This window comes from Streptomyces sp. NPDC086989, from assembly GCF_044745505.1.
Taxonomy (GTDB): domain Bacteria; phylum Actinomycetota; class Actinomycetes; order Streptomycetales; family Streptomycetaceae; genus Streptomyces.
In genome coordinates this window covers 1-12,960 of the sequence record NZ_JBIVAL010000043.1, presented here as the reverse complement: position 1 = coordinate 12,960, position 12,960 = coordinate 1, and the positions used below count along the sequence as shown (strand labels likewise).

11 protein-coding genes and 5 pseudogenes are annotated in these 12,960 nt (G+C 69.7%); 12 read left to right on the top strand and 4 right to left on the bottom strand.

Annotation, left to right across the window (positions count from 1 at the left end; genetic code table 11):
- Nucleotides 1-337 precede the first annotated feature (337 nt).
- The gene (locus ACIPK4_RS39720) at nt 338-1,246 is read left to right on the top strand and encodes an RNA repair domain-containing protein (protein ID WP_402322734.1); all 909 of its coding nucleotides are present in this window, start codon (nt 338-340) and stop codon (nt 1,244-1,246) included.
- 297 nt (nt 1,247-1,543) lie between these two features.
- Here the strand turns inward: ACIPK4_RS39720 and ACIPK4_RS39715 are convergent, their stop codons facing one another.
- Entirely contained in the window at nt 1,544-3,541 is a 1,998-nt protein-coding gene (locus ACIPK4_RS39715; protein WP_402322731.1) for a hypothetical protein, read from the bottom strand.
- Between the two features lie 617 nt (nt 3,542-4,158).
- Here ACIPK4_RS39715 and ACIPK4_RS39710 point away from each other — a divergent pair.
- On the top strand, nt 4,159-4,491 hold the full coding sequence (locus ACIPK4_RS39710) for a helix-turn-helix domain-containing protein (protein ID WP_402322739.1): 333 nt from the start codon (nt 4,159-4,161) through the stop codon (nt 4,489-4,491).
- On the opposite strand, the pseudogene ACIPK4_RS39705 reads toward ACIPK4_RS39710, so the two are convergent.
- A pseudogene (locus ACIPK4_RS39705) lies at nt 4,415-4,599 on the bottom strand (transposase); the annotation flags it as partial. The gene ACIPK4_RS39710 and the pseudogene ACIPK4_RS39705 sit on opposite strands and share 77 nt — an antisense overlap.
- Before the next feature lie 260 nt (nt 4,600-4,859).
- On the opposite strand from ACIPK4_RS39705, the gene ACIPK4_RS39700 reads away from it, so the two are divergent.
- From ACIPK4_RS39700 to ACIPK4_RS39670, 7 genes and pseudogenes are all read left to right on the top strand, one after another.
- Nucleotides 4,860-5,699, top strand: a complete 840-nt coding sequence (locus ACIPK4_RS39700) for a hypothetical protein (RefSeq protein WP_402322729.1) — start codon at nt 4,860-4,862, stop codon at nt 5,697-5,699.
- 162 nt (nt 5,700-5,861) lie between these two features.
- Nucleotides 5,862-5,975: pseudogene (locus ACIPK4_RS39695) on the top strand (transposase); the annotation flags it as partial.
- A 69-nt stretch (nt 5,976-6,044) separates the two neighbouring features.
- A complete protein-coding gene (locus ACIPK4_RS39690) occupies nt 6,045-6,302 on the top strand; it encodes a DDE-type integrase/transposase/recombinase (RefSeq protein WP_402322736.1) in 258 nt (85 codons plus the stop codon).
- A gap of 31 nt (nt 6,303-6,333) precedes the next feature.
- Nucleotides 6,334-6,576: an integrase core domain-containing protein gene (locus ACIPK4_RS39685; protein ID WP_402322727.1), complete on the top strand. Its 243-nt coding sequence runs from the start codon at nt 6,334-6,336 to the stop codon at nt 6,574-6,576.
- Nucleotides 6,577-6,763: 187 nt separating this feature from the next.
- Complete coding sequence (locus ACIPK4_RS39680) at nt 6,764-7,387, top strand: TetR/AcrR family transcriptional regulator (protein WP_402322724.1); 624 nt, start codon at nt 6,764-6,766, stop codon at nt 7,385-7,387.
- Nucleotides 7,388-7,431: 44 nt separating this feature from the next.
- The gene (locus ACIPK4_RS39675) at nt 7,432-9,138 is read left to right on the top strand and encodes a PEP-utilizing enzyme (RefSeq protein WP_402322721.1); all 1,707 of its coding nucleotides are present in this window, start codon (nt 7,432-7,434) and stop codon (nt 9,136-9,138) included.
- Nucleotides 9,135-9,986 (top strand): PEP/pyruvate-binding domain-containing protein, encoded by an 852-nt coding sequence (locus tag ACIPK4_RS39670; protein WP_402322718.1) that lies wholly within the window; start codon nt 9,135-9,137, stop codon nt 9,984-9,986. The genes ACIPK4_RS39675 and ACIPK4_RS39670 overlap by 4 nt, the downstream gene beginning before the upstream one ends.
- A 26-nt stretch (nt 9,987-10,012) precedes the next feature.
- Here ACIPK4_RS39670 and ACIPK4_RS39665 read toward each other — a convergent pair.
- Nucleotides 10,013-10,210 (bottom strand): annotated as a pseudogene (locus ACIPK4_RS39665) (RacP protein); the annotation flags it as partial.
- 83 nt (nt 10,211-10,293) lie between these two features.
- Between ACIPK4_RS39665 and ACIPK4_RS39660 the strand changes: the two are divergent.
- A pseudogene (locus tag ACIPK4_RS39660) lies at nt 10,294-10,643 on the top strand (ATP-binding protein); the annotation flags it as partial.
- Nucleotides 10,644-10,776: 133 nt separating this feature from the next.
- Nucleotides 10,777-11,088, top strand: a complete 312-nt coding sequence (locus ACIPK4_RS39655) for a hypothetical protein (RefSeq protein ID WP_402322715.1) — start codon at nt 10,777-10,779, stop codon at nt 11,086-11,088.
- Between the two features lie 295 nt (nt 11,089-11,383).
- Here the strand turns inward: ACIPK4_RS39655 and ACIPK4_RS39650 are convergent, their stop codons facing one another.
- The gene (locus ACIPK4_RS39650) at nt 11,384-11,989 is read right to left on the bottom strand and encodes a hypothetical protein (RefSeq protein WP_402322712.1); all 606 of its coding nucleotides are present in this window, start codon (nt 11,987-11,989) and stop codon (nt 11,384-11,386) included.
- 424 nt (nt 11,990-12,413) lie between these two features.
- Between ACIPK4_RS39650 and ACIPK4_RS39645 the strand changes: the two are divergent.
- A pseudogene (locus tag ACIPK4_RS39645) lies at nt 12,414-12,869 on the top strand (DUF5996 family protein); the annotation flags it as partial.
- Nucleotides 12,870-12,960 lie beyond the last annotated feature (91 nt).

The window sequence follows — 12,960 nt, the reverse complement described above, 5'->3', positions numbered from 1 at the left end:
CACCCTCACCAAACGGGCAACCGGCGAAACCACCCCAACCTGGCGAGACGCATAAACCACAATCACCCATGAACTACGCGAACCAGACGACCTCTAAGGCCTGCCCGAGAGCGCGGGTCGTACGGGGCCTAGCCAGCGGTGCTGAACGGCCGAGCCGTCCGGCCGGTGATGTCGAGCAGCAGACGTCGGCAAACGGCGGGCACCAGCAATTCCTACTCGCGGGGTACTTGTTTCCTGGTGTCGGCTGGTGGTCCGCGCAGCGAGGTGGGCGGGCCGGGCGCTGAATTGCAGGGCTGACCGGGTGCGCGTCACCCTGATAGCGAGGGCAGGTGCTGACGTGCACACCAGCGACGAGATCTATCACCGGGTGCTGTGGGACCCGCGCTTCGACCCCGAGCGGTTCGTGATGGGGATCGCCGAGCGCGGGGCCCCGCCGAAGCGGGTCCTGCTCGGCGACTTCGTGCCGGGCGGGGAGATCCCCTGGCACCGGGTGGTGTTCTTCGAGGTGGACGGCCAGGTCGTCTGGGACCGCGCCTCCGGCGTCGACCGGCTCGACGAGACCCTCGTCGAGCCGGTCGGTCCCGTGCCAGCCCCGGCCCCCGGCGATGTCCTCGCCGTCCCGTCGACGAACCGCACCGCGGTCGCCTGGCTGCCGCCGGCGGAGTTGTGGCCGCCGATCCAGCACATTCGCCGCGAACACGACCGGCAGATCCGCCGCTGGCCGCCGCACGTCAACGTGCTTTTCGGTTTCGTCCCGGAGGCCGAGTTCGCCCGGGCCCTGCCGCTGGTCTCCGCGGCGCTCGCCGAGACGGCGCCGTTCGCTGCCCGCCTGGCGGGCGTCCACTGGTTCGGACACCGCGAGGACGCCACTGTCTGGCTCGACCCGGCTGCCGCCGACCACGAACCCTGGGAGCGGCTGCGGGAGTCCCTGGAGCTCCGCTTCCCGCTCTGCGGATCGCACTCGCACGGCTTCACCCCGCACCTGTCCCTCGGCCGTACCCCGAACCCGCGCTCCCTCGCCCACAAGGCGGAGACCCTCTTCGGCCCCATGACGGCCCGCGTCGACGAGCTCGTCCTGCTGTCCCGGCACGGCGACGAGCCGATGCGGGTCCGGGCCCGCGTCCTGCTCGGCAGCGGCGATGTACGTCCCCCAGAGAATCCGGCCCTTCCGGACGGCCCTCCGCCGTCACCGCCGGTCTACGGTAACCAGCCGTGGGACGGACGGTCGCCGCACGTCGAGGAATGAGCACCTCGGCGTTACGGCGGTCGACCGGGCGACCTCAACCGGCATCAGGCGAAGATCAACGGCCACCGTGCGCCGACAGGAAACCTGATACCGGACGATCAGGCGACCTCAGCCCAGCAGCCTGATCACGTGAGTCCGATCTCTCGGTACCGTGTCAGTGCACCACCTACGCGAATACCACCCGGTGACAGTGGAATCGCCCCGATCTCCGTGAGCAGGGCCGGCCCTCCTGCCGTGGCTGACGCCCATCCAGCGCCACCACCGCGCCCATTCACACACAGCAATTCCGGCCCGGTCTCAAGTGGTGCTGCCGGGTGCGGAGACGGCATGTAGTGCGGCGCGCGCGGCATCACAGAGTTCGTCGTCCTCCGGGACGGACCGCCACGTACCGTGCCTGACGGGCCTCTCGTCGGTGTCCAGAAACGCTTTCAGGGCCTGCTCCGCGGGAGCGGCGTCCGCACCGATCTCGACCAGCAACTTCACCGTCTCGATCACCGCTCGGTAGGCACCGCCCCGCTCGGCGAATGATGCGATCGCCCGTACGAGGACGGGGACGACCTCCTCGGCTTGTCCGGTGATCCGCCAGAGTGCCTCGCCGACACGAAGCGGAAGCCAGCCCTCCTTGTGTACGAGGAGGAGTTCGCGCAGCCGCGCGGCATACGGGGCGCCCGCCGGACCCAGCTCCCCCAGCAGGGTTGCGGGATTGTCCTGGCCATACGGCTCGCCCAGCTGCGGGAGCAGCAGCTCAAGTGCGGGCGTGCGGTCGCCGGTCAGCCGGCCGTACGCGAGCGTCAGGCAACGCGGTGCGAACGGCTGGCCCTCGGGCGGGGCGTCGAGCAGGGCACGCAGCCGCTTCTGGGGCACAGCCTCGGCTGCGGCTGGCCCGATCGCGGCGAGGGCATCCAGTGCCCACACCGCGGCGTCGGTGTCCAGGAGACCGATCAGGTCCGGGATCGCTGGGGTCGCGGCCGCGCCCCATGACTCGAGCAGCTGGCAGAGCGCTCGGCGCTCGTCGAGGGTCGGGCCTGCGGCGAGCCGAGCCCTCAACGGTGGCAGCAGCACGTCGGCGTGGGCGCCGAGCCCTCCAGCAGTCTCGGTCAGGCTCAGCTCGTGCGTCCCCCAGCCGTCGGCGTGGACCCCGTGGTATCCGAACCCCAGTCGTTTCCCCGACAGGCGCCGCACCAGCGGCGGTACGCACCGGGCGTCGCCGAGCCGGGACAACGCCCAGACTGCGTGGTCCTGGGCGGGCAGGTACGGCTCGCCCTCGTCCGTCACCATGGCTGCCAGCGCGTGGGCCCAGGGGCGTCCGGCGTGCCCGCACATGCCCAGGACCCGCGCAGCGAAGAGACGATTGTCGGGCTCGGCGTCGGACAGCAGGCGGGCCACAGCAGGGAGCAGCTCCGGTACTGCGGAGCGGCGGCGGCTGAGCATCTCGGCGGCTGTCCGGAGCGCGCCCGCGCGTACCGCGGGGTCCGGATGTGTCAGCAACCTCCGGACCGCGTCGGACTGGTTCGCCCGGTCTCCTCCCAACAGCCCGATCGCCCAGACGACCGCCGACTGGGACACGCCGCCGCTCGGCCTCCAGGTGGCTGGGTCGCTGCCGCCGAACAGCACCTCGGAGACTGTCTGTGTGTACGCGCTGTCGTCCTGTCCCGGCAGCGCGCGGCGCAGGGCCTGCACGGCGAAGAGGCGGATGGCGGGCGCTGCATCGTGCATGAGCTGTCGTAGCCAGGTGAGGGCGTCGTCGCGCTGTGCGTCGGCGTGCGGAATCAGCGAACCGACCGCATCGATGACCTGGGCCCGCGACTCCTGGTCCGGCTCCCGGGCCCGCCGTGCCCGGAGCGCCGCGATCACCTCGTCGGCTCTGTGGCGAGCTTCGGCAAGGGCGTCGGCCACGGCAATACGGTTCAGTGTCTCCGGGTCGTCGAGCAGCCGCAGCAGGTCCGTCACCGCCAGGTCCCAGGAAGCGGGCCAGGCCGGGGTGACCCAGCGGGGCTCCGCGGTGTTCGCCGTGTAGGCCAAAGCCCCGACGAGCTCGAGCAGCTCGAGGCGGATGGCCGGAGCGATGACCGGATCGGCCGCTGCCTTGAGCACGTACACAAGAACGGCCGGAGCCGCAGAGTAAACCGCGCCACCCTGGTGGTGGACATGCGTGAGCAGGTCATCGGCGGCATCAGCGGCCTTCTCCGGCCGGTACAGATCCCGAAGCATGCCAGGCACGTCCCCGGCCGTACCGTAGGCGTGCTCCAGCCCCACCCAGTCGATGGCATCGATCCCCACGAGAGCATCACTCATCTGTACCCCTCCCCAACCCGCCCTGCGGCAAAAATACGGCACCACGCGCGACCCCCTCATGCCCCGCCGGCAGAAGCGAGGGGTTACCGGAGGGTCTCGCGGGCAGCCAAAGGGCGTGATCGCCTGGACAGGCATGCCTGAGTCCGACCGACCTCCAGCGGGGACCTACCGAGTGGGTCAGCTGCCTACTCAGGCACTGGCGGTGGAGGAACCACCAGCCCCGGCACCCCGGTGGGGCGCTCCGTTGCAACACCCCAGCTCACCGACCCACCGATACCCCAACAACCCACCCCCTCAGCGACACCCGGCGTGATACCGCGGTTCGGGCGCGGCGGCAGGTACGCGCCCCATGGCCGGGCCGTACCTGACTCCCCGCCGGGGGGACTGCCAGTCCCCCCGGGGGCTGCGCGGACGCCCGCAGCAAGGTCACCGGGCGGCGGCCGGACGCTGGGGCGGGACCGCGCCCGCCGCCGCGGCGCCCGAAGGATCGGCGGCCAAGAGCGCCAGAGCCAAGGCGGTCACCTCGGATACGGGCCAGGTGGTGACCACAGCCATCACGATCCGGGCCGCGAACTCGGCCTGCCCGCCCGCGTTCAGGCGCCGGTCGAAGTCTGCAGATGGGCGGGTTGCAGCAGCGGACCGGGCTGGGGCGGACAACGGTCAGCCAGGCGCTGAACGGCCAAGTAATGCCCACCGAGGCCACGCTGGCGGCCCTGGCGAAGGCCCTGGGTACAGATGTGGGCCCGATGCTGGCCCTGCGCGAAGCCGCCGTGGGCATACCGCGGGGGCGTGCGGGTTTCGCAGGAGAAGTTGCTCACAGGTCGGTCCGGCCGGTGACTGCCGACGGGTGCTCCTGCGCGGGCTCGCCGGCAGCAGCTGGCAGTTCTCGGTGCGACCGGCGGTGCCGGAGTATCGGCGCTGGACCCCGGCCGAGGTCATGCCCTTCTTGACAAACCCGGTGCGAGCACCCCGCCGTCCTCACCGAGATGCCCGGCGACATAGGACAGGAGGTCGTCACGGGCGTTGTCTGCGTCCCAGTTCGCTCTGTTCAGCAACCGCGCGGTGGGAGCGGTAGCGGCGTCGCTGAGGTACTGGAACATGACCCCTGACCAGTTAAGGATAGTGGAGGCATCGTTCGGGGGTCTGACTCGTCCCTTGACAGTGACGTCCGGCACGGAGGGCGCTCTTGGGAGCACTGGTGCCTCCGGGGCAACTCTGACACCATCTCAGCCGAGATGATCAACAGGGGTTTGATCCGTCTCACCTGCATCGACGTAGTCATGCAGTCGTAGAGCACTGAGAAGATCTGAGGACGACCTTGAAGACCTTACGGACCCGCATACCGCACCTGGTAACGACCTTGTTGCTGCTGCTGGGTGCGATGACCGCCGCGACCGCGCAGGCGCAGGCCACCCCTCAGCGGGTTGCGGGCAGCGCGAACGTCTGCTCCGACGCCGCCATTCCGGCCGGCTGGGTCATCACCAGCTCGTACCGGGGCAGCGGCTGCACCACCGGTGTCTGGTACACCATCGCCGATACGAGCGGGTTCAACTCCGGCTCCGTGTGCTCCCAGTCCCCCATCCCCACCGGGTGGGTCATCACAAGCTCGTACAGCACGAGCAACTGCGCCGGCACCGGCGTCGGCTATTACATCGGCAACACAGCGAGCCAAAACTCCGCCGTCGTCTGCTCCCAGTCCCCCATCCCGGCAGGGTGGGTCATCACCAGCTCGTACAGCACCAGCAGCTGCATCGGCACCGGGGTCGCCTACAACATCGGCAACACCGCCGGCCAGAACTTCGCCACCGTGTGCTCCCACTCCCCCATCCCCACCGGATGGATCATCACAAGCTCGTACAGCACGAGCAACTGCATCGGCACCGGCGTCGGCTATAACATCGGGAACACGGCCGGCCAGAACTACGCGGTCGTGTGCTCCCAGTCCCCCATCCCGGCAGGCTGGGTCGTCACCGGCGCGTACAGCACGAGCACCTGCACCGGAACCGGCGTCGCCTACAACATCGGCAACACCGCTGGCCAGAGCTACGCCACCGTGTGCTCCTACTCCCCCGTCCCCACCGGATGGGTCGTCAGCGGCTCGTTCCGGAGCACCAGCTGCGTCGGCACGACCCTCGGCTACAACATCCGGAAGGCCTGACCGGCCGCCCTCGGCCCGGCCCAGCTCGACACGGCCCGGACGTGTCCGGCCCAGCCCGGTCGCAGCAGAAAGCCCCGCACCGCCCGGTGCGGGGCTTTCCCATGCACCCCCGGCCTCAAGAATCCAGGACCGCCCACCCCCTCAGCGACACACGACTCCGACGGCACCCACGGCGCCCCCAGAAGCACCGCCGAGCTCCGCGACGACGGCGGCGCTGTGGTCAACCACAAGCGCGTCGCGAGGATCATGCGGACCATCGGGCTCGAGGGAGTCCGCCTGCGCCGCAGGCACCGGACCACCGCCGCGGACCAGGCGGCGCCGAAGGCACCGGATCTGTTCGGCCTCGTGTTCACCGCGGCTGCTGTGAACACGAAGTACGTCGGTGCCATCACATATCTGCCGGTCAGCGGCGCCAAGCCGCTCTACCGCGCCCCCGTCATCGAGCTCGCCTCACGCAGGCTGGCCGGGTGGGCGATCGCCGACCACATGGGAACCGAGCTCGTCAGCGACGCCCTGGCGGCCGCCGAGCGGACCCGCGGCAGTCTCAACGGAGCGATCATGCACACGGTCCACGGGTCGCGATATACGAGTGGGGCTTGCTGAAATCTGCAGGTCAGCCGGGGTCCGACAGAGCATGGGCTCGATCGGGTCCAGCGCGGACAACGCCGCAGCAGAGTCGTTCAACGCGGCCTTCAAGAGGGAGACACTCGAGGGCCGCAAAGCCTGGCCGTACGAGCTAGAGGCCCGACTGGAAGCCTTCCGCTGGCTGACCCGACACAACACCCGACGCCGGCTCTCCCGCCTCGGCCAGCGATCTCCCGTCGCCTACGAGAGCGCCTTGCGACCAACAGCAACCACCCTGACCCAAGCCGCATAGACGTGTTCAAAGTCCGGGGTCAAGGTCCCTTCGCGGTAGTAGGCGCGTGCCTGCTCCAGATCTGCGGGGGGGGATGGGCAGGACCGGATGTTCGTTCAGCATGGATCTTCGACCTCCATCCCTCTGAATGGACGATAATGTCCGTTTCTTGACAGTTTAGCGTGTATTGGAGTACCGTCAACGTGTCATGGATAAGAGACGACGGTACGAGAGTCCGCTGCGCGCCGAGCAGCTGGAGCAGACTCGGCAGAGGATCTTCCAGACGCTCACCGAGGTCATCGCCGACGAGACCGTGGAAGAGCTCACCATCCCGCTCGTAGCGCGGCGCGCCAAGATCGCCGTACGCACCGTTTACCGGCACTTCCCGACCCGGGAGGAATTGTTCGGGGCATGGGGCGATTGGGCCCAAGCCCATCTCCACGTGCTCATGCTGTCCTATCCGGACACCCTGGAAGGGCTACGCCGGACGATTCCGGAGCTTTACCGCTCGTACGACGAGCACGAGGCGCTGATCCTGGCCATTCTGAACTCCAAGGCGGCCCTGCCGCTGCGGCGCCAGGGCCGGGCCCACCGGTTCAGTTCCGTGGAGACGGCCCTTGCCGAGGTGACCGCCGCGTCCTCCCCGACGGCCCGGCGCCGCGCGGTGGCGGTTCTCTACCTGCTGGTGAGCGCACCGGCATGGCAAGCGATGCGCGAGCAGGCAGGGCTCGACGGAGCCGAGGCCGGTGAGGCTGCTGCCTGGGCGGTCCGGGTCCTCACCGATGCCCTCCAGCGCGATCCGGAGGGTCCAGCAGGCACGACCGCCACCTGAGCCACCTGGTCAGTCGAAATTCGAGCGGCGAGGAGGAGAAGGTCATGAACATTGCCGCCGCACCCTCGTTTGCCCCTCCGGGACCGGGTACCTGGTCCCTCGATGCCACCCACTTCACGCGCCCTGTCACCCGCTTCCATGCCGAGATCTACCTGGAGGGGTTCCACCGGGGCTTCGGCGAGAGCCTGCGCCGGTACGGCTCGCTGCTGGAGCGTCTCGACTGGGTGTTTGTAAACGGCTTCAGCTACTACTGCCCCCGGCCAGTGGGCGCACCGCCGGACGTCTCGGGCCATCCGCCGTGGGAGGCGTGGGAGCGCATGGTGGCCGCCGACCCGCGGATCCGGAAACGGCTGGCGACGAGCGCGACGGTCTTCGAGCACAGGCTGTGGCGCGAAGACCTCCGCCGATGGGACAACGAGGTGAAGCCGTCGCTGCTGGCCGGCCATCGAGCACTGCTGCAGGTGGGACCCGCTGCCCTGGACGACGTCGGCCTGCTGGCCCACCTCGACCGCTGCCGCGAGCACCAGCGGTGGGCCGGCTACCTGCACCATCTGTTCAACATGCCTGCTCTGCTGCCGATGGGCGATCTCCTGTCGCACTGCCAGGAGTGGACCAGCCGGGCCCCTGAGCAGATTCTTGCGCCGCTGGCCGGATCGAGCCCGGATCCGTTGGCGGCCGGCGAAGAACTCGCGCGGCTGACGGCGGCGGTCGCCACGGACCGCGAGGCGCGCGACCTGCTCGCCTCGTCTGCCGAACCCGCGAAGCTACTGAACGCGCTGCGCACGCTGCCGGACCCGACCGGTGCCGCGGCGACCGCGTACATCGACCAGGTGGGCTGGCGTCCCGTCAACGGCGAGGACGTAGGCGACCCTTGTGTCGTGGAGCTGCCGAGTCTCATTGTCAGTGCCATCCGTACCGCGGTGTCCGGACCGCCGCCCGCGAACGAGGAACAGGCAACCGAGAAGCAGGAAGCCGGGGCGGCCGAGCTGCGCATCGCGGTACCCCCGTCGCACCGCGGCCGCTTCGATGAACTGCTCTCCGAGGCCCGACTGGTGTCCAGGCTGCGCGACGAACGCGGATCGTTCGCCGACCTCCCGGCCATCGGCCTCACCCGCCGCGCCGTCCTGGCCGTCGGCCGGCGACTCGTCCGGACCGGACGGATCGCCGACCCCGCCCACTTGGTCGAGGCCGACTACGCCGAGCTGCGCAAACTGGTCCGTACCGGCGACGGCCCGGACCCCGGCGAACTGGCGGAGCGTGCCCGCTACCGGGAACAGGCCAGGTATGTCGACGCCCCGCCCATGCTCGGGCCACCCCCGGGTGATCCGCTGCCACCGCAATGGCTGCCTCCCGCAGCCGCCCGACTGGAACGGGCAATGGGGGCGGTGGTTCTGGCGATGTTCGGCACCCCGGAGGCGCGTACCGCGGGACGGACCGTGCACGGTCTGGGTGCGAGCCCTGGAGTCTACGAGGGCACCGCACGAGTCATCCGCAGCGCGGCGGAGTTCGGGCGACTCCAGCCGGGCGACGTACTGGTGACCAACGCGACCACGACCGCGTTCAACATCGTCCTGCCGCTGCTCGGTGCGATCGTCACCGACCGGGGCGGGGCACTGTCCCACGCGGCCATCGTCGCCCGGGAGTTCGCGATCCCAGGAGTGGTCGGTTGTACGGACGCCACCGCGGTACTCCCTGACGGAGCCCGAGTCCGCGTGGACGGCCGGGCCGGAGAAGCGGCGGTCGTGTCATGAGAACGTGGCGTGCCGCCGTGGTGGCACTCGGGTCCGCAACAGACGAGGCCCTGTACGGCGGCAAGGCCGCAAACCTCGCGATCGCCGTCCGCGCCGGGCTGCCTGTGCCTCCAGGCCTCGCCCTCTCCTGGCCATTCGTGGACGCGATCGCCGAGGGCGCCGCCGACGCCCACGAGGCGCTGCATGCGGCTGTCGATCGACTGCTGGGCGGATCGCAGGCGCCGGGGTGGCCCCTGGCTGTGCGTTCCTCCGCCCCGGGCGAGGATTCGGCACGGGCGAGCTTCGCCGGCCAGCACCTCAGCTGCCTCAATGTGGATGCCCCCGAGGCACTGACCGAGGCGGTCCAGGCCGTACGGGAGTCCGCCCGCGCCCCCGCCGCGCTCGCCTACCGCCACCGGCTCGGGCTGGTGGGGCCACCGTGCATCGCGGTGGTCGTGCAGGCTCTGGTGGCAGCTGACTGCGCCGGCGTCCTGTTCACCCGCGATCCCCTCGACGGCTCCGAGGCGGTGGTGGTCGAGGCGAGTTGGGGGCTGGGCGAGTCGGTGGTCGAAGGCCTGGTGGTCCCGGACCGCTACCGGATCGACGGTAGAGGCCGGGTGCTGGAACGCGTCGCAGGAATGAAGGACATAGCCGTCCGGCCCGCACCGTTCGGCGGCACCAGCCAGGTCGCCGTACCCCCCGAACGCGTCCGAACGCTCTGTCTCGACGACACGCAGCTCACCGAGCTGCGCGAACTCGCTTCCCGCTGCGTACTGGCCTTCGGGGGACCGCAGGACCTCGAGTGGGCCCTCGCGGACGGACATCTGCACCTGCTCCAACGGCGGCCGCTGACCGTTGCCACCGGGTAGCTCACGCGACCCCGCCGCGACCGCTACAGCGGGGGCCATCCCTGGTCCGCGATGACGTCCCGCGGGGCGGCCAGCCCAGCTCTCACCTGGCTCGGTGTGAGATCGCTGGCGCGGGTGAGTTGGTGGAAGAGGAGTCCGGCCGGGCGTGCTTCGAAGAGCACGAATCGGACCGTGTCGGCGTGCCGCAGAGCGGCGTCGCCCCGGCGCCGTGAGGCGCGGGGCATGGCTACTGGCCTCGGAGGAGGGCGGCGAGCTCGTCCTCCATGTCGACCTTGCCGGTGTCGAAGAGCTTCAACCGTCGACAACGCCCGGGGTCGGCAAGACGCACATCGCCGTCGCTTCGCCGTCGCTTCGCGGTCGCGGCTTGCCGGGCCGGTTACTCGATCTACTTCACCAGCCTCGACGACATGGTCCGCAACCTCAAGGCCGCCGAGGCCGCCGGGCGGCTGACGAACGTCGGCACCTATCTGTGGCCCAGTGTTCCCGTCGTCGACGAGGTCGGCTACCAGCCCCTCGAACGAGCCGAGGCGAACCTGGTCTTCCAGGTCATGTCCAAGCGTTACGAGAAGGCCACTTGCGAAGTGATCTCCATCAACGCCCCAGCTACGGCTCAAGAACCGCCTCAAGGCGATCGAGCGAGACACAGACGTGGCGTGATCAGGCATTTCGTGTTCCAGGCCGCCCTAATCTGGAGCGCGACAGTCAGAATGAGCGTGTGTTCAGACGCGAGTGGCCGGAGCCACCGACCGATGCCCGGCTTGACCCATACCGCCGAGCTGCCGCACGTCTCATGGACGGAGACGAACAGATCGGCGTGCTCGTGATCCGAGTCACCAGCTGGTGGTGGAGAGAAGGGCCCTTCTGGCGAAGGCGGTGGGGCAATCCGCGAGAGCTTCCCGAGTGGGCGCTGTCTCGTGTCGGCCCGACACAGCAGCTGCCCGACTTCGAGGACGGGATCATCTCCGCAGACGAGCTCGACGAAGAGCTTGCCGACTGGGCAGCGGGGATCTTTCGACTGCGGGGCCAGCAGTTCAGCCTTGCCTGGCTTGGCGAAGAAGAAGCCGACGCCGCTTGCAGAGAGCACGGCTGGACGATCGACTGATCACCTCTGCCTTCACCGCCACGGAACTGGGGACGTTCATCCGTAGGCAGCTGGGGAAAAAAGTCCGTACGCCGACACCCCCGTCCACGGGTGGCCGGGCGCGGCCGCGGTGAGATGTTCGGCGACCTGCCGGGCGGCGTCCGGGCGCAGCGGTACGGTCCGGCCGACCGCGCGCAGCCGGCCGTTCTGGTCGTGGCGGCCGAGGACGAGGAGCTGCGGGCGGGTCAGGGTGCCGGTGATCGCGCCGACGATCGTCTCCGTGGTGTCGCGTCTTCTGATCTTGGTCCAGCCGCGGTTATCCGGGCAGATATGGGCTGGTCAGAGGCTTGATGACCAGGCCTTCGACCCCGGTCACGTCGGTCCAGGTGTCCAGCCACTGACGGGCCTTGGCCAGGTCCGTCATCTGCGGGACGAGCATCCACGGGGGTGTCAGGGCGTAGTCGGTGAACAACTTCTCCAGTTCAGCCCTGCGGTCCCTGTAAGGCCGCCGTAGAAGCTCCTCGCCGCCGAGCTGCAAGAGGTCGAAGGCGACGAAGTAGGCCGGCCACCGGGCGGCCAGAGCCGGGGCGCTACGGGCGCGGGCGGCAGCCCGGCGCTGCAACGCCTCAAACGACAACCGGCCCTCCTCGGCGTCCCAGACGACCAGCTCGCCATCAAGGACCAGACCGGGCGGCAACTGCTCGACAGCGGGGGCCACCAGGTCCGGCCCCCGGTCCTGGACCAGCGCCCCACGCCGGCTCTGCACCACCACCGTGCCGCCCGGCCCGGCCGGGGTGAACAGCAGCACCCGGTGCCCGTCCAGCTTCTGCTCGTACGCCACCCCCGCCCGCACCGCAGCCGGGCCCGGCACCGACTCCGCGGCCTGCGCCAGCACCGGCTCCACCGGCGGCCTGAGCACCATCCCCGAGGCCTCCCTTCAGCTCACCCCTTCGCCTTCCAGGGTCAGCAAGACCGGGCCGAGGCGGCCCGGCCAGACAGCCCTCGCATCACCCATCCGAGGGCCGCCACTGGCTCGTCGCAGGCGATCTCAAGCCCGACTACGGCACGGTGACAAGCCATACACCACCCGCCTCTCCCTCTGCTTGCCACGCTACTTGTGCCACCAGACCTGTGGCTGGGCACTAGATCTGTCCAATGAGCATTGGACTTGTCTATGACGTGGCCCGCCTGTTTTCCGCCTTGGCCGGAGGGCGGCGGGGCCGGGGTGGCGGCCCGTGCGGCGGCCGGGCTGGACCGCTCCCTCGGTGGCGTGCGGGATGTCCCCGGCGGGGTCATGATGAGACGGCCCGGCCGCCGCGGGAGCGCCGGGCGGGAAGGGGCAGGAGATGGAGCTGTTCCCGTCGGCGCCGCTGCCGGAGTGGCGGGACACGAAGGAGACGCTGCACCGCTTCGAGCAGATTGTCGGCAAGATCCGCTTGGCCGCGAGCGCTCGGCGCAACCACTGGTGGAACGTCCCGTTCCATGTCACTGGGCGCGGCATCACCTCCCGTCCGATGGGTCAGGTCGACGGGAATCCGATCTTCACGGTCGACTTCGACTTCGTCGACCACCGGCTCGCCGTCATGACGCTGGACGGCGAAGAGCGGTCCTTTCCGCTTTCGGGCCAGTCCGTCGCGTCTTTCTACGATCAGACCCTGGCCGCTTTGGCCGCGCTGGGCGTCCGGGTGAACAGCGCTATTCCCAGGCCCTTCGATCTACCCGACGCCGACCGGCCGTTCGCCGAGGACACCGAGCACGCGACCTACGACCCGGTAGCCGCAAACCGCTACTGGCGGGTGCTAAGACGTCGTTTCATTTGGTGAGGCGGCGGTGGCAGATGAGGGCTGCGGCTATGCCGACGAAGGCGAGGAAGTGTTCGGCCTTGCGTTCATA